At 74.3% G+C, this 18,325-nt stretch carries 13 protein-coding genes and 1 tRNA gene; 5 read left to right on the top strand and 9 right to left on the bottom strand.

The window, feature by feature from the left end; genetic code table 11:
• Positions 1-90: 90 nt before the first annotated feature.
• The 5 genes from thrB to argS all read right to left on the bottom strand — a co-directional run bounded on the left by thrB (position 91) and on the right by argS (position 6,703).
• On the bottom strand, positions 91-1,020 hold the full coding sequence (gene thrB / locus AC3WT4_RS11180; protein ID WP_074807545.1) for a homoserine kinase: 930 nt from the start codon (positions 1,018-1,020) through the stop codon (positions 91-93).
• Positions 1,020-2,123 carry a threonine synthase gene (thrC, locus tag AC3WT4_RS11175; protein WP_108051413.1) on the bottom strand — a complete coding sequence of 368 codons (1,104 nt, stop codon included), beginning with the start codon at positions 2,121-2,123 and terminating at the stop codon, positions 1,020-1,022. Before thrC ends, thrB begins: the two co-directional genes overlap by 1 nt.
• An 11-nt stretch (positions 2,124-2,134) precedes the next feature.
• Complete coding sequence (locus AC3WT4_RS11170; RefSeq protein ID WP_492315457.1) at positions 2,135-3,469, bottom strand: homoserine dehydrogenase; 1,335 nt, start codon at positions 3,467-3,469, stop codon at positions 2,135-2,137.
• 163 nt (positions 3,470-3,632) lie between these two features.
• Complete coding sequence (gene lysA, locus AC3WT4_RS11165; protein ID WP_492315456.1) at positions 3,633-5,021, bottom strand: diaminopimelate decarboxylase; 1,389 nt, start codon at positions 5,019-5,021, stop codon at positions 3,633-3,635.
• Positions 5,018-6,703, bottom strand: coding sequence for an arginine--tRNA ligase (gene argS / locus AC3WT4_RS11160; protein ID WP_074807555.1), 1,686 nt, complete (start codon positions 6,701-6,703; stop codon positions 5,018-5,020). The genes lysA and argS overlap by 4 nt, the downstream gene beginning before the upstream one ends.
• A gap of 194 nt (positions 6,704-6,897) precedes the next feature.
• On the opposite strand from argS, the gene AC3WT4_RS11155 reads away from it, so the two are divergent.
• Positions 6,898-6,970: transfer RNA gene (locus AC3WT4_RS11155), tRNA-Arg, on the top strand.
• 109 nt (positions 6,971-7,079) lie between these two features.
• The gene (locus AC3WT4_RS11150) at positions 7,080-7,712 is read left to right on the top strand and encodes a CYTH domain-containing protein (protein WP_492315455.1); all 633 of its coding nucleotides are present in this window, start codon (positions 7,080-7,082) and stop codon (positions 7,710-7,712) included.
• A 40-nt stretch (positions 7,713-7,752) separates the two neighbouring features.
• On the opposite strand, the gene AC3WT4_RS11145 is transcribed toward AC3WT4_RS11150, so the two are convergent.
• From AC3WT4_RS11145 to AC3WT4_RS11130, 4 genes are all read right to left on the bottom strand, one after another.
• The gene (locus tag AC3WT4_RS11145) at positions 7,753-8,316 is read right to left on the bottom strand and encodes a hypothetical protein (protein WP_061269454.1); all 564 of its coding nucleotides are present in this window, start codon (positions 8,314-8,316) and stop codon (positions 7,753-7,755) included.
• Positions 8,317-8,371: 55 nt separating this feature from the next.
• A complete protein-coding gene (locus AC3WT4_RS11140) occupies positions 8,372-9,178 on the bottom strand; it encodes a M15 family metallopeptidase (protein WP_108051409.1) in 807 nt (268 codons plus the stop codon).
• Positions 9,179-9,333: 155 nt separating this feature from the next.
• Positions 9,334-10,377, bottom strand: coding sequence for a hemolysin family protein (locus tag AC3WT4_RS11135; protein WP_492315454.1), 1,044 nt, complete (start codon positions 10,375-10,377; stop codon positions 9,334-9,336).
• Positions 10,374-11,750, bottom strand: coding sequence for a hemolysin family protein (locus AC3WT4_RS11130; RefSeq protein ID WP_074808371.1), 1,377 nt, complete (start codon positions 11,748-11,750; stop codon positions 10,374-10,376). Before AC3WT4_RS11130 ends, AC3WT4_RS11135 begins: the two co-directional genes overlap by 4 nt.
• Before the next feature lie 186 nt (positions 11,751-11,936).
• On the opposite strand from AC3WT4_RS11130, the gene AC3WT4_RS11125 reads away from it, so the two are divergent.
• The 3 genes from AC3WT4_RS11125 to AC3WT4_RS11115 all read left to right on the top strand — a co-directional run bounded on the left by AC3WT4_RS11125 (position 11,937) and on the right by AC3WT4_RS11115 (position 18,162).
• Entirely contained in the window at positions 11,937-12,743 is an 807-nt protein-coding gene (locus tag AC3WT4_RS11125; RefSeq protein ID WP_228088118.1) for a response regulator transcription factor, read from the top strand.
• Positions 12,740-13,948, top strand: a complete 1,209-nt coding sequence (locus AC3WT4_RS11120) for a sensor histidine kinase (RefSeq protein ID WP_400113025.1) — start codon at positions 12,740-12,742, stop codon at positions 13,946-13,948. Before AC3WT4_RS11125 ends, AC3WT4_RS11120 begins: the two co-directional genes overlap by 4 nt.
• Positions 13,949-14,343: 395 nt before the next feature.
• Positions 14,344-18,162, top strand: coding sequence for a multifunctional oxoglutarate decarboxylase/oxoglutarate dehydrogenase thiamine pyrophosphate-binding subunit/dihydrolipoyllysine-residue succinyltransferase subunit (locus AC3WT4_RS11115; RefSeq protein ID WP_428978468.1), 3,819 nt, complete (start codon positions 14,344-14,346; stop codon positions 18,160-18,162).
• The last annotated feature ends 163 nt before the right edge of the window (positions 18,163-18,325 follow it).

Raw genomic sequence — 18,325 nt, 5'->3', positions numbered from 1 at the left:
TCGCGGCACTTCCGCGCTGGAGAACGCTCGACTGCTGATGCGAGAGCGTGACCGAAGGCTGAGACCATCCTAGCACCGGCAGGACAGCGGTCAGAGCCGTTCGGCCACGACCCCGCGCGTGTCGACGTCGAGGCGGCGGACCGACCAGTCCGCGCTCCCCCCGACGAGCTCGTCCGCGACGCCCGCGACCTCGTCGAGGCGCTCCGCCCCGGACAGGACGAGGACGGTAGGACCGGCACCCGACACCGTCGCCGCGAGCCCTCGCGCCCGCAACGCGCGGACGAGCTCGGACGTCGTCGGCATGACGCCGGCGCGGTACCCCTGGTGGAGCCGGTCGTCGGTCGCGTCGAGCAGCAGGTCGGGGCGCCGCGTGAGAGCCTCGACCAGCAGGGCCGACCGCCCCGCGTTGAACGCCGCGTCGGCGTGCGGCACCTGCGCGGGGAGCACCCCGCGCGCGCGGCTCGTCGCGAGCCGTGCCGAGGGGACCAGCACCGTCGCCCGCAGGTCGGGGTGCACGTCGAGCCGGACGGCACGCGCCCCGGCACCTGGCGTCCCGCTCTCCCACGCGACGGTCGCGCCGCCGAGCAGCGCGGGCGCCGCGTTGTCGGGGTGCCCCTCGATCGCGGTCGCGAGGCCGAGCGCGACGTCGTCGTCGAGGACCGACGGGTCGGCGACGAGCGCGCGCGCCGCGACGATGCCCGCGACGACGGCCGCGGCGGACGAGCCGAGGCCCCGCCCGTGCGGGACGCGGTTGACGCACGTCAGGTGCAGGCCCGTCTGCGGCGCACCCGCCACGTCGAGCGCGGCCCGCAGGGCGCGCACCACCAGGTGCGACGCGTCGCCCGGCACCTCCCCCGCCCCCTCGCCCTCGACGTCGACCACGACGTCGTCGCTCGCGAGCGCGCGCACCTCGAGCACGTCGTGGAGCGCGAGCGCGAGGCCCAGCGCGTCGAAGCCGGGGCCGAGGTTCGCGCTCGTCGCGGGGACGCGCACCCGTACGTGGTCCGCGCCGAGCTGCATCAGTCGAGCCCGAGGGCGTCGGCGATGGACACGACGTCGGCGGTCACGCGCGTCGGCTGGACCTCGGTGCCGTCGAGCGTGCGCAGCGCCCACTGCGGGTCCTTGAGCCCGTGCCCCGTGACCGTGACGACGATCCGCGCGTCGGCGGGCACGAGCCCGCGCTCGGCGCGCGCGAGGATCCCGGCGACGCCGGCGGCCGACGCGGGCTCGACGAACACGCCGACCTCGCTCGACAGGACGCGGTGCGCCGCGAGGATCTGCTCGTCGGAGACGGCCTCGATGACGCCGCCCGACTCGTCGCGCGCGGCCTCGGCGAGCGCCCACGACGCGGGGTTGCCGATGCGGATGGCGGTCGCGACGGTCTCGGGCTCCGTGATCGGGTGGCCCGCGACGATCGGTGCGGCGCCCGCCGCCTGGAAGCCCCACATCTGCGGCGTGCGCGTCGCGACGGCCGGCAGGCCCTCCCCCGCGTGCCCCGCGGCGCCCTGCCCCGCGTACTCGCGGAAGCCCTTCCAGTACGCGGTGATGTTGCCCGCGTTGCCGACGGGCAGCGCGTGGATGTCCGGGGCGTCGCCGAGCGCGTCGACGATCTCGAACGCGCCCGTCTTCTGGCCCTCGATGCGGTCGGGGTTGACCGAGTTCACGAGCTCGACCGGGTAGGCCTCGGCGAGCTTGCGCGCCGCGACGAGGCAGTCGTCGAAGTTGCCGTCGACCTGGAGCAGCCGCGCGCCGTGCGCGATCGCCTGGCTCAGCTTGCCCATCGCGATCTTGCCGTCCGGGACGAGCACCGCGCACGTCATCCCCGCGCGCACCGCGTACGCGGCCGCCGACGCCGACGTGTTGCCTGTGGACGCGCACACGACCGCCTGCGCGCCGCGCCCGGCGGCCGCGGAGATCGCCGTCGTCATACCGCGGTCCTTGAACGACCCCGTCGGGTTCATGCCCTCGACCTTGACGAAGACCTGGGCCCCCGTGCGCGCCGACAGGGCCGGCGCCTCGACGAGCGGCGTGCCGCCCTCGCCGAGCGTGACGATCCGCTCGGACACGTGCGCGGGCAGCCGGTCACGGTACTCGGCGATGATGCCTTGCCACTGGTGGGCCATCTCGTGGGCCATCAGGCTCCCTCGACTCTCAGGACGGACGTGATCGTGCGGACGGGCTCGAGCTCGGCGACCGCCGCGACGGTGGCCGACAGCGCCGACTCCGGCGCCGCGTGCGTGGTGATGAGGAGCTCCGCGACGCCGGGCTCGGCGACGTCGGCCCCGCCGCGCGCCGTCGGCTGGCGGACCGCCTCGATGGACACGCCGTGCTCGGCGAGCGCGTGCGCGACCTGCGCGAGCACGCCCGGGCGGTCCTCGACGTCGAGGCGCACCTGGTAGCGCGTGACCGCGGCGCTCGCCGGGAGGATCGGGAGCTCGGCGTACGTGGACTCCTGTGGTCCCTTGCCCCCGAGCACGCGGTGGCGGGCGGCGGAGACGACGTCGCCCAGGACGGCGGACGCCGTCGGGGCGCCACCCGCGCCGCGCCCGTAGAACATGAGCTCGCCCGCGGACTCCGCCTCGACGAACACCGCGTTGAACGAGCCGCGCACGTTCGCGAGCGGGTGCGAGGTCGGCACGAGCGCGGGGTGCACGCGCACGGACACGCCCGCCTCGGCGCCGGTGGCGTCGCGCCGCTCGGCGATGGCGAGCAGCTTGATGACGTGGCCCGTCTGCGCGGCCCACGCGACGTCGTCGGCCGTGATGGCCAGGATGCCCTCGCGCGCGACGTCGTCGAGGGACACGCGCGTGTGGAACGCGAGGCTCGCGAGGATCGCCGCCTTGGCCGCGGCGTCGTACCCCTCGACGTCCGCCGTCGGGTCCGCCTCCGCATAGCCGAGGTCCTGCGCCTCGCGGACGGCCTCGTCGAGGCCCCTTCCCGTCGAGGCCATCTGGTCGAGCACGTAGTTGGTCGTCCCGTTGACGATGCCGAGCACGCGCCGCACGCGGTCGCCCGCGAGCGACTCGCGCACCGGGCGGACGATGGGGATCGCGCCCGCGACGGCGGCCTCGAAGTAGATGTCCACCCCGGCCGCGTCGGCCGCCTTGTAGAGCGTGGGGCCGTCCTCCGCGAGCAGCGCCTTGTTCGCCGTCACGACGGCGGCGCCCGCCTCGATCGCGCGCAGCAGCAGCGACCGCGCGGGCTCGGTGCCGCCCATCACCTCGACGACGATGTCGGCGCGCTCGACGAGGGCCGCCGCGTCCTCCGTGAGCAGCGACCGGTCCACCACGGCGTCGCGCGGCGCGGACGCGTCGCGGACCGCGATCCCGACGAGCTCCAGGGGCGCCCCGACCCGGGACGCGAGGTCGTCGGCCTGCTCCGTGAGCAGCCGCGCGACCTGGGTGCCGACGACGCCGCACCCCAGCAGGGCGACGCGCAGGGGCGGGTGGGACTCGGCGGCAGACGGCACGACGGACCTTCCTCGGGTGGTCAGGACGGGTGCGGCACCGCGCACGGCCCGGGTCGTGCCCGGGTGGCTCGGGAGCCGCAGGCACAGGATACGGCGACGGGTCCGCCCGCCCGGGGCGTGCCCACAGGTCGGATGCCGACCGGCGGGCACGACCCCGGTGGGGTCAGCCCTCGTCGAGCGCGAGCAGGTCCTCGACGGTCTCGCGCCGCACGAGCACGCGGCTCGCGCCGTCGTGCACGGCGACCACGGGCGGACGCGTCAGCAGGTTGTAGTTCGACGCCATCGAGCGGCCGTACGCCCCCGTGGCGGGCACCGCGAGCAGGTCGCCCGCCCGCACGTCGCCGGGGAGCCGCACCTCGTGCACGACGATGTCGCCGCTCTCGCAGTGCTTGCCCACGACGCGCGCGAGCACGGGCCCGGCCTCGGACGCCCGCCCGACGACCTCCGCGTGGTACTGCGCCGCGTAGAGCGCGGGGCGGATGTTGTCGCTCATGCCGCCGTCCACCGACACGTACGTGCGCACGCGCCCGTCGTCGAGGGTCACGGGCTTCACGGTGCCGACCGTGTAGAGCGTGAGGCCGGCCGGCCCGACGATCGCGCGCCCCGGCTCGATCGAGAACCGCGGCAGCGGCGTGCCGAGCTCCGCAGCCACCGCCTCGACCGCGCGCGCGACGTCCTTCGCGACGCGCTCCGGGTCGAGCGCGACGTCGCCCGGGAGGTACGCGATGCCGTAGCCGCCGCCGATGTCGACCTCGTCGACGAGCACGCCCGAGCGGTCGGCGAGCCGCGCCCGCAGCTCCAGCACGGCGCGCGCCGCGACCTCGAAGCCCGAGGGGTCGAGGATCTGGGAGCCGATGTGCGAGTGGATCCCGAGCAGGTGCAGCTCGGGGCGCGCGACGACGTCGAGCAGCGCGGCCATCGCCGGGGAGTCGCCGGGGGCGCTGCCGTCCGCGGGGAGCGGCGCCGCGATCGACAGCCCGAACTTCTGGTCCTCGTGCGCGGTCGAGATGTACTCGTGCCCGCCCGCGTGGACGCCCGTCGTCACGCGGACCATGACGGGCGCGACGACGCCGCGCTCCCCCGCGAGACGTGCGACCCTCTCGACCTCGACGAGCGAGTCGACGATGATCCGGCCCACGCCCTCGTCGAGCGCCCGCTCGATCTCGGCGTCGGACTTGTTGTTGCCGTGCAGGCCGATCTCGGGACCGGGGACGCCGGCGCGCAGCGCGACGGCGAGCTCTCCCCCGCTCGCGGTGTCGACGCGCAGGCCCTCCTCGCGCGCCCAGCGCGCGACGGCCACGGTGAGCAGCGCCTTGCCCGCGTAGTAGACGTCGACGTCCGACCCGACGGCGCGGAACGCCGTCTCGAACGCCGTGCGGTACGCGCGCGCCCGGGCGCGGAAGTCCGCCTCGTCGAGCACGTACGCGGGCGTCCCGTGCTCGGCCGCGAGCGTGCGGACGTCGACGCCCGCGACCTCGACGACGCCGTCGTCCCGGCGCCGCACGCCGCGCGACCACGGCTCGCCGGGGTGACCCGGCAGGCTCGTGCTCACATGCGCTCCGGCGCGGTCACGCCGAGCAGCCCCAGGCCGTTGGCGAGGACCTGGCGCACCGCGTCGTTGAGCCACAGGCGCGTGCGGTGCGTGTCCGTGACCTCCTCGTCCGGGTACGGCAGGACGCGCTGCGACTTCTGCTGGTACCACGTGTGGTAGTCGCCGGCCAGGGCCTCGAGGTAGCGCGCCACACGGTGCGGCTCGCGCAGCTCCGCCGCCTGGGCGACGATGCGCGGGAACTCGGTGAGGCGCCCGACGAGCGCCGCCTCGCTCGGGTGGTCGAGGAGCGCGGGCTCGAACCCGTCGGCGCGCGAGACGCCGCGGTCGGCCGCGTTGCGGTCCACCGCCGCGGTGCGCGAGTGCGCGTACTGCACGTAGTAGACGGGGTTCTCGTTCGTCGCCCGCGCGAGCAGGTCGAGGTCGAGGTCGATGTTCTGGTCCGCGGACGAGCGCGCGAGCGAGTAGCGCGCGGCGTCGACACCGACGGCGTCCACCAGGTCCTCCAGCGTCACGACCGTCCCGGCACGCTTGGACATGCGCACCGGCTGGCCGTCCTTGACGAGGTTGACCATCTGCCCGATGAGCAGCTGGAGGTTCTTGCCCGGCGTGTCGCCGAAGGCCGCGCAGACCGCCATCATGCGGCCGACGTACCCGTGGTGGTCGGCGCCGAGCATGATGATGACCTCGTCGAAGCCGCGCTCGCGCTTGTCGAGGTAGTAGGCGATGTCGCCCGCGATGTACGCGGCGTCGCCGTCGGACTTGATGACGACGCGGTCCTTGTCGTCGCCGAAGTCGGTCGTGCGCAGCCAGGTCGCGCCGTCCTTCTCGAACATGTGCCCGGACCCGCGCAGGCGCTCGACCGCCCGCTCGACGGCGCCCGACTCGTGCAGCGAGTCCTCGTGGAAGTACACGTCGAAGTCGACGCCGAAGTCGTGCAGCGACGCCTTGATCTCGCCGAACATGCGCTCGACGCCGCGCGCGCGGAACACCTCCTGCGCCTCCGCGTCCGGGAGCGTGCGCGGGTCGGGGTCGCCCGCGGCGACGGCGTCCGCGACGACCGCGTCCGCGATCTCGGTGATGTACTCGCCGCCGTACCCGTCCTCCGGTGCCTCCTGGCCGCGCGAGCGCGCGAGGAGCGAGCGCGCGAAGCGGTCGATCTGCGCGCCGTGGTCGTTGAAGTAATACTCCCGCGTCACGGTCGCGCCGCTCGCCTCGAGCACGCGCGCGAGCGAGTCGCCGACGGCGGCCCAGCGGACCCCGCCGATGTGGATGGGCCCGGTCGGGTTCGCGGAGACGAACTCGAGGTTGACCTTCTTGCCCGCCTCGGAGTCGCCGCGCCCGTACGCCGGGCCGGCCTCGACGATGGTGCGCGCGAGCTCGCCCGCGGCGGCCGCGTCGAGGGTGATGTTGAGGAAGCCGGGGCCCGCGACGTCCACGGCCTTGATGCCCGGGTGCGCGGCGAGGCGGCGCGCGAGGTCCTCGGCGAGCGCGCGCGGCGTCGTGCCCGCCTTCTTGGCGAGCTGCAGCGCGACGTTCGTGGCCCAGTCGCCGTGCTCGCGCTGCCGGGGTCGCTCCACGTGGACGCGCTCGGGGACCGCGGTCGGGTCCAGGTCGAGGGTGCCGTCGGCGACGGCGGCGGCCAGGGCAGCGCTCAGCGCTTCGGAGAGCTCGTCGGGGGTCACCGGGCGATTCTACCGAGGCGCGGGCACCGTCCGTCGCGGGATTTCACCGGGTCGGCGCCGGGTCGGCGCCGGGCTGGCGCGCAGTCGGCTCGGGGGTCGGCCCAGGGGTCGGGCCGGAGGTGGGCCCGGAGGTCGGCGCACCCCGCGCGGGCTGGTAGTCTCGTGCATCGCGTCGGCGGTCACCGTCGGCGCTCGCCCTCGTAGCTCAGTGGATAGAGCGTCTGCCTCCGGAGCAGAAGGTCGTAGGTTCGAATCCTATCGAGGGCACCCGCACCGCTTCACGAGCCCGGCCCGCCTCGCGCGGCCGGGCTCGCGCCGTCTCCGGCCCACGCACGAGGTCCCGCCACGACCCCCGCGCTCCCGCTACGGTGGGGCCATGACCGACGGCGGCTACGGGGACTTCGAGTTCGAGCGCCGGTTCCTCGTGCGCGAGCTGCCCGAGGACCTGCGCGACGCGCCCGCCCTCATCGTGCAGAGCTACTACCTGGCCGACGAGGGCTACGCGCTGCGGCTGCGCGCCAAGGTGCCCACGGTCGACGCGACGATGGACGCCACGACCGACCCGGTCCGGCTCCTCGACCGCTACGCACCCGCCGTCGACCTGTGCACGCTCACCGTCAAGGGCCCGATGGCCGGCGGCACGCGCTACGAGGCGGAGCGCGAGGTCGACGTGGCGGTCGGCGTCCAGATGATCCGCCGCGGCGGTGCGCGCGTCGTCAAGACGCGGTACTCCGTGTGGGTCGGGGCCGACGGCTGGGTCGTCGACGTGTTCGGCGGGGCGAACCACCCGCTCGTCGTCGCGGAGTGCGAGCGCACCGGTCCCGTCACGGACCTGCAGATCCCCGCGTTCTGCGTCACCGAGCTCACGGACGACCCCCGGTTCTCCAACGACGCCCTCGCGGGCCGCCCCTACGGCGCGTGGCGCGAGGAGTTCGAGGCCGAGCTCGCCGCGTCCGGCCCGCGGTTCCTCCGGGACTTCGGCCGCAACGAGCGGCTCTCCGGCCCGTAGCCGCCGCGCGGCCGCGCCCGGCGGCGGTCCCCCGACCCGGTCAGCGCAGCGCGTCCGCCGCCGCGCACACCGCGGCGACGTCGAACCGGACCGTGCGCCCGTCGACCGGCACCCACCCGGGCTCGTGCCCGAACAGGACGGCCCACGGCAGCGCGCCGGGCGACACGTGCTCCCGTGCCCGGTCGTGCGCACGCGCCTCCGCGACCTCGCGCTCGACGGCGTCCTCCAGCGCGACGAGGTCGGCCCGCACCGCGTCGCCCTTCTCCGTGAGCCGGCGTGCCCGTCCCGCCTCCAGGTAGCCGTCGTGGCGCGCGCTGCGCACGACCCGGCGGGCGGCGTCGTGCACGCGGAGGCGCAGGGCGTCGTCGGCGGGGTCGAGCGCGACGCGGGCACCCTCGCCCGCCGTCTCGCCGAAGAGGGTCGACAGCGCGAGGTGCTCGCGCTCGGAGGCGGGCGACGCGTCGAGGAGGACGAGGACGGGGGGCTCGCCGGGCGCCGTCGGCTCCACGCGGACGAGGCCGCTCACGGCGAGGCTCAGCACCTGCGCGGCGAGCGCGTGCTCGGGGCGGCGCAGGACGACCGCGGCGAGGAGCAGGTCGGCCACGGTCCGACGATACGGCGCGGCACGGCCGCGCGCGGGGCGACCGGCCGGAGGCGCGTCAGGAGTTCTGGATCTCCTCGACGCCCTGGACGAACTCGAAGTGCCAGGGCTCATAGGCGCCGCTGCCGCCGCGCTTGGCCCACGCGGGGTTGGCCCAGCCGTACGTGGCGCCGTTCTGGTTGATCCACGCGTAGACCTCGCGCGAGCCGGTCTCGACGGAGCAGAGGTCGATCGCGAGCCCCCACCCGTGCATGGACCAGCCGGGGGGCGCCGCGAAGGCGCCGCGGGAGGACTTGAGCGAGACCTGCGTCGAGAGCGTGCGGTACGACGACACGAGGCAGAGGTCCCGGCCGAAGGTCGCCCGGAACGCCTCGTTCATCGCGGAGAGAGCGACGGCCGCGTCGGGCCGCAGGTGCTCGTCGGCCTGCCACAGCTCGCACAGGGCGTGCTCGTCGAGGTTGCCGTTCGTGCCCTCGGGCTTCACGGTCGGGTCGCAGCCCGGCAGCGGGTCGCGCGCGGCGGAGCGGGAGGCCGCCTCGCGGCGCACCTCGACGCGGGGGGCGGCGGCGACGCTCGGGGAGACGGCGGGCGCCGTCGGGGCGGCGGTCGCGAGGTCGAGTGCGCTCGGGCCGACGGGGCGGGTGTCCGGCTCGAAGGGCGAGCCGGTGCCGAGCGCGTCGTCGGCGCCCGCGGAGAGCGGCATCGCGATGGTCGCGGCGGCGAGCGTCCCGAGGACGGCGACGCGCGGCACCCAGCGGTGCTGGCTGGAGACCTGTGCCTGGGGGCGACGACGCCGGGAGCCCTGCTCCGCCTCGCGTCGGGCCCGTCGTGAGTCGAGGGCGGGTGCGCCGTTCTGCGACTCCACCCGCCACCTGCCTCTCACGTCGTCGGGGTGGCTCCGAGCCACCGATGACCGATCAATCACGGAACAGTAACGAAGGGCTCCGGCGATGCCAAGTCCCCTGCTCAGGGCCTCGGCGGAGCGTCCTCGGGGAACCCTGCGCCGACCGGGCCGCCGGCCTACGGCCGACGCTGCATCGCGTCGCGCACCTCGCCGACGAGCTCCTCGAGGATGTCCTCGAGGAAGACGACCCCGAGCGCGCCCCCGCCCTCCGGACCGTCGACGCGCGCCAGGTGCGCCCCCGAGCGCTGCATGGCGCGCAGCGCGTCCTCCACCTCGTCGTCGGGCGCGGCGGCCGCGAGCGCCCGCACGCGCCACGACGGGACGGGGGCCTCGCGCGTCGTCTCGTCCGCGTAGAGGACGTCCTTGACGTGCAGGTAGCCCACGAGGTCGCCCGTGACGTCCGCGACGGCGAACCGGGAGAAGCCGGTCTTCGCGACGAGGCGCTCGACCTCGTCGGGCGTGCAGCCATCCGTCACGGTGACGAGGTCCGCGACGGGCACCATGACGTCCTGCGCGGTGCGCTCGGAGAACTCGATGGCTCCCGAGAGCAGCCCCTGCTCGTCGCGCAGCACGCCCTCGGCCTGGGAGTGCTCGACGATGGACTGCACCTCCTCGGCGGTGAACGCCGACGCCACCTCGTCCTTCGGCTCGACGCCCGTGGCGCGCACCGCGTGGTTCGCGAGCCAGTTGAGCGCGACGATGACGGGGCGCAGCACGCGGCCGATCCACACGAGCGGCGGGCCGAACCACATGACGGCCGTCTCCGGACCGGAGACCGCGAGGTTCTTCGGGACCATCTCGCCCAGCACCACGTGCAGGTAGACGACGATCGCGAGCGCCACGACGAACGCGATCGGGTGCGCGAGCGCGGTGCTCACGCCGAGCGCGTGCAACGGGTCCTCGATGAGGTGCGCGATGGCGGGCTCCGCGACGACGCCCAGGCCGGTCGAGCACACCGTCACGCCGAGCTGGGCGCACGCGAGCATGAGCGACACGTGCTCCATCGCCCACAGGACCGTCTGGGCGCGCCGGTTGCCCTGCGCGGCGAGCGGCTCGATCGCCGAGCGGCGCGCGGAGATCACCGCGAACTCGGCGCCGACGAAGAACGCGTTGCCGGCGAGCAGGAGGAGTGCGACGAGCAGTGCCGTGGTCGAGCTCATGCGTCTCCCTCCGTCGGCGTCGCGCGGACCGAGAGCCGCTCGACGCGCCGCCCCTCCATCGCCTCCACGCGCAGCACCACGCGGTGCCGGCCCGCGCCTGCGGCGACCTCGTCGCCCGGCTCGGGCACCCGGCCCAGGCGGGCCATGACGAGTCCGCCGAGCGTCTCGTAGGCGCCGTCCTCCGGGACACGGAGCCCCGTGACCTCGGTGAGCTCGTCGGGCCGCATGACGCCGGGCACGAGCCACGAGCCGTCCGCGCGGCGGGCCGCGCCGGAGCGCCGGGGGTCGTGCTCGTCCGCGACGTCGCCCACGAGCTCCTCGACGACGTCCTCGAGCGTGACGACGCCCGAGGTGCCGCCGTACTCGTCGACGACGACCGCCATCTGGAGACCGAAGCCGCGGAGCTCGACGAGGAGCGGGCCGAGCCGCACCGTCTCGGGCACGCGCGGGGCGTCGGCCATGAGGGCCGCCGCCGGGACCTCGTGCCTCCGGCCGTACGGCACGGCGACGGCGCGGCGCAGGTGGACGAGGCCGACGACGTCGTCGCGGTCCTCGCCGATGACGGGGAACCGCGAGTGTCCGGTCCGGCGGGCGGCGTCGACGACGTCCGCGGCCGTCGCGTCGCGGTCCACGACGACCATGCGCATGCGGTCGGTCATGACGTCGACGGCGCTCAGCTCGTCGAGCTCGATCGAGTTGGTGAGGAGGGTCGCGACGGAGACGTCGAGCGTGCCCTCCTGGGCGGAGCGGCGCACGAGCGCGGCGAGCTCGGACGCCGAGCGCGCGCCCGACAGCTCCTCGCGCGGCTCGACCCCGACGCGGCGCAGGATCGCGTTCGCCGAGCCGTTGAGCACGGCGATGACCGGCCGGAACAGCTTGGTGAACTGCCGCTGCACGGGCACGACCTGCCGCGCGGTGGCGTAGGGGGCGCTGAGCGCGAAGTTCTTCGGGATGAGCTCGCCGAAGAGCATCGAGACGAAGTTCACGACGAGCAGCGCGAGGACGCCCGCGAGGACCGCGGAGGCCGCGCGGCCGAGCGGCGTCGAGCTCAGGGCCTCCCCGAAGAGCGAGAGGAGCGCCGGCTGCGCGGTGTACCCGAGGAGGATGGTGGTGAGGGTGATGCCGACCTGCGCCGAGGAGAGCTCGGTCGACAGGTGCTTGAGCCCGGCCCGGACGCTGCGGTCGCGGCGGTCGGGGCCGCCCGTCCCGCCCGACGGCGGGGAGCCGCGTCTGTCGCCCTCCTGGTCGGCGTCGTCCCCGGCGGGGAGGACGGCGGGGTCGAGGGTGACCAGGGAGAACTCGCTGGCCACGAAGACGGCGGTACCTGCGGTGAGGAGCACCCCGAGCGCGACCATGACCCAGTCGCCTACCACGAGGTGCTCCACCGATATCGGGAGGTGCTCTTCATCGTGCCGACGATGTTAGCGCTCGCCCGTCGGGCGGCGCCCGGGAGGGAGGGCGCGACGGCGCCCGACCGGCCGGCCGGGCCACGCGACCTCGGGCCCGGGACGACGACGAAATCCGGCCGACCTGGGCCGACGTGTGCCACGCTGTATCCCATGGCAGATCCGAGGGCAGCGAGCGCAGCACCGACCGGCGCGGGGGCCGGTCCCGTCCCCGGCCGCGGGCCCGTGCCCACGACCGCGCCGGTGGCCGGTGGCGGCACCCCGCAGCAGGCGGCCACGGTCCTCGTCGTCGAGGACGAGCCGGCCATCGCGACCGCCATCGCCCAGCGGCTGAGCGCCGAGGGCTGGCGCGTCGAGGTCGCGCGGGACGGTCTGTCCGCCGTCGACGCCGCGACGCGGCTGCGCCCGGACGCGATCGTCCTCGACGTCATGCTCCCGGGCATCGACGGGCTCGAGGTCACGCGCCGCATCCAGGCGGAGCAGCCCGTCCCGATCCTCATGCTCACCGCGCGCGACGACGAGACCGACATGCTCATCGGGCTCGGCGTCGGCGCGGACGACTACATGACGAAGCCGTTCTCCATGCGCGAGCTCGTCGCGCGCATCAAGGCACTGCTGCGGCGCGTCGACCGCGCCACGCAGGCCGCGAGCTCCGCCCCGAGCGACCCGCCCATGACGGTGGGCGACGTGACGATCGACAAGGCCCAGCGCCGCGTCTACCGCGCGGGCGAGGAGGTCCACCTCACGCCCACCGAGTTCGAGCTGCTCGTCATGCTCGCGAGCTCGCCGAAGACGGTCCTCACGCGCGAGCGCCTGCTCGCCGAGGTGTGGGACTGGGCGGACGCCAGCGGGACGCGCACCGTCGACTCCCACATCAAGGCGCTGCGCCGCAAGCTCGGTGCGGACCTCATCCGCACGGTCCACGGCGTCGGCTACGCGTTCGAGCCGCCCGCCGGATGACCTCCTCCCCCGCTGCCGACCCCACCGACCCCGCCGACGGCACGGACCAGGGGCGGGCGCAGGCTCCCGGCCCGGCGCGGCCGGGACCGCACCGGGCCCACACGATCCGCCCGCACCTGCCGGACGTCCGACCGCTCGACTCGTTCCGGTCGCTGAAGATCAAGCTCGGGGTGCTCGTCGCCGCGACGGTGACGCTCGCCGTCCTCATCACGTGGATCGGGCTGCAGAACCAGCTCGGGCCGTCACGCACGTTCCCGCTCGCGATCGTGCTCTCGCTGCTGCTCACGCAGCTCCTCGCGCGCGGCATGACGTCCCCCCTGCGGGAGATGACCGCCGCCGCCCGCGCGATGGCCGACGGCGACTACACGCGCCGGGTGCGCGCGACGAGCCGGGACGAGGTCGGGCAGCTCGCGGTGGCGTTCAACGTCATGGCGGAGGACCTCGCGACGAGCGACCAGGTGCGCCGCGAGCTCATCGCCAACGTCTCGCACGAGCTGCGCACCCCGATCGCCGCGCTGCAGGCCCAGCTCGAGAACGTCGTGGACGGCGTGACGCCCCCGACGCCCGCGACGATGGAGATGTCGCTCGCGCAGACCGAGCGCCTCACGCGGCTCGTCGCGTACCTCCTGGACCTGTCGCGCATCGAGGCGGGCGCGGCGGCGCTCAACATCACGCAGATCGACGTCGGCGACTTCCTCGAGGAGAACGCCGAGGCCGTGTCGATGGTCGAGGCGGGCAAGCAGCTGCGCTACGTCGTCGACGTCACGCCCCCGGACCTCGTGCTCGAGGCGGACCGCGAGCGGCTGCACCAGGTGGTGACCAACCTCCTGCAGAACGCGATCCGCCACTCGCCGCAGGGCGGGGAGATCCGGCTCGAGGCGTACCCGGTGGACGACGACGTCGTGCTCGAGGTCGTGGACGAGGGGCCGGGGATCGCCAAGGAGGACCGCGAGCGGATCTTCGAGCGGTTCGCCCGGGCCAGCGCGACGGGCGCGCACACGACGACGGGCGGCTCGACGGGCGGCACGGGGATCGGGCTCGCGATCGTGCGCTGGGCGGTGGACCTGCACGGCGGCCGGATCGAGGTCGCGGACTCGCGCCGCGGGGCGACGATGCGGGTCACCCTGCCCGCGCACGCGGGCTCCGCGCCGTTCCCGCCCGAGGACGGCGACACGTCGTACGCGGCGCACCCCGACGTGCGGTGACCCCGTCCTGACAGCGCGCGCACCAGCGCGCACCCCTGGGTGAGATGCGTCACACCGTCGCGCGGAGATACCTCGGGATGGCGTGGAATTCCGCGATCTTGCCCTCTGACGAGGTGCGCGTGGGGTCGCGTTTGCCTGGCCCAGACACGGCGTGAAGAACCCGCGAACAGGCCGCGCCGGAACGCTCCGCCCAACCCCCGAGGCCGACGACGAGGGCCTAGGCTGGAGTGGTCCGGAACCCGGACGAGCCCGTGCCGACGTCGGGGGCGCCGCAGGAGCGGTGCGCCGTCGTGCCACGGTCGCGGGCTGTGACCGACAGCGACCTGTGTGTGAAAGTGGGCGATCCTCGCGTGTCCCCGAAGGCTGAGTCAGAGGCGATCAGCGACGCAAGCTCCGTGTTCGGAGCGAACGAGTGGCTCGTCGACGAGCTGTACGAGCAGTACCTCCAGGACAAGAACGCGGTGGACCCCGCGTGGTGGGACTTCTTCGAGGACTACCGCCCTGCGGAGCGCTCGGACGCCGACACCACGAGCGACGCCCCCGCAGCGCCCGCGAACGGGGCCCGCCCGGCCGCGGCGCCGGTGAACGGCTCGTCCGCTCCGGCGGCGCCCGCCGCGCCCGCCCCCGCCGCGCCGGCTCCGGCAGCGCCGACCGCCGTGACCGACGGCTCGGCCGCCGCCGAGGCCGCGCAGCGCGTCAAGCCGCCGAAGCTCCCGGCCGACCCGGCGGTCAACGCCGCGGTCGAGGCCGTCCACGCGTCGCGCCCCGTCGCGACCGCCCAGCCCGCGACGGCGCCGTACGCCCAGGTGCCCGCTCGCAAGGTCGCCGGCGCCCCCGCGCCCGAGGACGAGGCCACGGACGACGTGCAGAAGCTCCGCGGCCCGGCCGCGCGCGTCGTGACGAACATGGAGGCCAGCATCCAGGTGCCGACGGCGACGTCGGTCCGCGCGGTGCCGGCCAAGCTCATGGTCGACAACCGCATCGTCATCAACAACCACCTCGCGCGCGGTCGCGGCGGCAAGATCTCGTTCACGCACCTCATCGGGTTCGCGCTCGTCGAGGCGCTGGCCGACATGCCGGTGATGAACGCGAGCTACACGCAGATCGAGGGCAAGCCCGCGATCAACCAGCCCGCGCACGTGAACTTCGGGCTCGCGATCGACCTGGCCAAGCCGGACGGCTCGCGCCAGCTCCTCGTGCCGAGCATCAAGAAGGCCGAGACGATGGACTTCGCCCAGTTCTGGGCGGCCTACGAGGACCTCGTGCGCCGTGCGCGCGGCGGCAAGCTCGGCGTCGACGACTTCGCGGGCACCACGATCTCGCTGACCAACCCGGGCGGCATCGGCACCGTGCACTCCGTGCCGCGCCTCATGCAGGGCCAGGGCACGATCATCGGCGTCGGCGCGATGGACTACCCGGCGGAGTTCGCGGGCGCCTCGACCGAGCGGCTCGCCCGACTGGGCATCTCGAAGGTCCTGACGATCACGTCGACCTACGACCACCGCATCATCCAGGGTGCGCAGTCCGGCGAGTTCCTGCGCATCCTGTCGCAGAAGCTCCTCGGCGAGGACGGCTTCTACGACCGCGTGTTCGCCGCGCTGCGCATCCCCTACGAGCCGGTGCGCTGGGTCCGCGACAACACGACGGACGCCGAGATCGAGGCGGCCAAGCCCGCCAAGATCGCCGAGCTGGTCCACTCCTACCGCTCGCGCGGGCACCTCATGGCGGACACCGACCCGCTCGCGTACCGCCAGCGCAAGCACGGCGACCTGGACATCCAGAACCACGGCATGACGCTGTGGGACCTCGACCGCACGTTCCCCACGGGTGGGTTCGGCGGCCGGACCAAGTCGACGCTGCGCGACATCCTCGGCCTGCTGCGCGACTCCTACTGCCGCACCGTCGGCGTCGAGTACATGCACCTCGCCGACCGCACGCAGCGCAAGTGGCTCCAGGAGCGCCTCGAGTCCGGGTACGCGCGCACGCCGCGCGAGGACCAGCTCCGCATCCTGCGCCGCCTCAACTCCGCCGAGGCGTTCGAGACGTTCCTGCAGACGAAGTTCGTCGGGCAGAAGCGCTTCTCGCTCGAGGGCGGCGAGGCGCTCATCCCGCTGCTCGACGCGATCCTGTCGAAGGCCGCGGAGAACGGCCTCGACGAGGTCGGCATCGGCATGGCGCACCGCGGGCGGCTCAACGTGCTCGCCAACATCGCGGGCAAGAGCTACGCGCAGATCTTCGCCGAGTTCGAGGGCAACCTCGACCCGAAGAGCGTCCAGGGCTCGGGCGACGTGAAGTACCACCTCGGCACCGAGGGCGTCTTCACGGCCGAGACCGGCGCGACCACGAAGGTCTACCTCGCGGCGAACCCCTCCCACCTGGAGGCGGTCGACCCGGTGCTCGAGGGCATCGTGCGCGCCAAGCAGGACCGCATCGACCTGGGCGGCGACGGGTTCTCCGTGCTGCCGATCCTCATCCACGGCGACGCGGCCTTCGCGGGCCAGGGCGTCGTGCCCGAGGTGCTCAACCTCGCGCAGCTGCGCGGGTACCGCACCGGCGGCACCGTGCACGTCATCATCAACAACCAGGTCGGCTTCACCACGGGCCCGTCGTCGTCGCGCTCGACGACGTACGCGACGGACGTCGCCAAGGGCTACCAGGTCCCGATCTTCCACGTGAACGGCGACGACCCCGAGGCGTGCGTGCGCGTCGCCGAGCTCGCCTTCGCGTTCCGCGAGCAGTTCGACCGCGACGTGATCATCGACATGATCTGCTACCGCCGCCGCGGTCACAACGAGGGCGACGACCCCTCGATGACGCAGCCGCTCATGTACAACCTCATCGAGGCGAAGCGCTCGGTGCGCAAGCTGTACACCGAGAACCTCGTCGCGCGCGGGGACATCACGCTCGAGGAGGCCGAGCACGTCCTCCAGGACTACCAGGCCCAGCTCGAGCGCGTCTTCACGGAGACCAAGGAGGGCGGGTTCACGCCCGCCGCGGACCGCGAGCCGGTCGCCGGTCTCGAGCGCCCGGAGTCCCAGCTCGAGGACGCCGGCACGATGGTCGGCTGGAAGACGGCGATCGACCGCTCGGTCCTCGAGCGCGTCGGCCAGGTGCACGTCGCGCCGCCGGAGGGCTTCACCGTCCACCCCAAGCTCGCGCAGCTCCTCGAGAAGCGTCGGCAGATGTCCGTCGAGGGCAACATCGACTGGGGCTTCGGCGAGCTCGCCGCGTTCGGCTCGCTCCTCGTCGAGGGCACCCCGGTACGCCTCGCCGGCCAGGACTCGCGCCGCGGCACGTTCGTGCAGCGTCACGCCGTCCTGCACGACCGCGAGACGGGCGCCGAGTGGACGCCGCTGCTCTACCTGTCGGCGGACCAGGCGAAGTTCTGGGTCTACGACTCCTCGCTCTCGGAGTACGCCGCGCTCGGGTTCGAGTACGGCTACTCGGTCGAGCGCCCCGACGCGCTCGTGCTCTGGGAGGCGCAGTTCGGCGACTTCGTCAACGGCGCCCAGACGGTGATCGACGAGTTCATCTCGTCCGCCGAGCAGAAGTGGGGCCAGTACTCCTCGGTCGTCATGCTCCTCCCCCACGGCTACGAGGGCCAGGGGCCGGACCACTCGTCCGCGCGCATCGAGCGCTTCCTCCAGCTCGCTGCCGAGGACAACATGACGGTCGCGCAGCCGTCCACGCCGGCGTCGTACTTCCACCTGCTCCGCCGGCAGGCGTACGCCCGCCCGCGCCGTCCGCTCATCGTCTTCACGCCGAAGCAGCTGCTGCGCCTCAAGGCCGCCGCGTCGAGCGTCGAGGACTTCACCACCGGTACGTTCCGCCCGGTGATCCCGGACGCGTCGGCCGACCCGGCGAAGGTCGACCGCGTGCTCCTGTGCACGGGCCGCGTCTACTACGACCTGCTCGCCGAGCGCACCAAGCGCGGCGACGAGGGCGTGGCGCTGGTCCGCCTCGAGCAGCTGTACCCGCTCGACGTCGACGGCATCCGGGCCGAGCTCGCGAAGTACCCGGGCGCCGAGGTCGTCTGGGTCCAGGACGAGCCCGAGAACCAGGGCGCCTGGTCGTTCGTGCACATCAACCTGCCCGAGGACCTGCCGCGCGTGAGCGTGGTCTCGCGCCCGGCGTCGGCCTCCACGGCCGCCGGCACGGCCAAGAAGCACCAGGCGCAGCAGGCCGTGCTGCTGGAGCAGGCGTTCGCCCGCTGACCGGCCCGCACGACCCGCGCACGGCGAAGGCCCCCTCCGCACGGAGGGGGCCTTCGTCGTCGGTGCGTCCGTCGCCCGCCGGCGCGGCTCGCGCGGGCCCCGGCCGGGAGTGGTGAGGTCGACCCGAGCGCCCGAGATCGGCCCTCAGGAGGCCGACGAGGCG

The organism is Cellulosimicrobium sp. EB106-03-01-XG111 (assembly GCF_058792115.1).
Note: the sequence above shows the minus strand (reverse complement) of the source record. Positions and strands in the feature narration are given on the sequence as shown.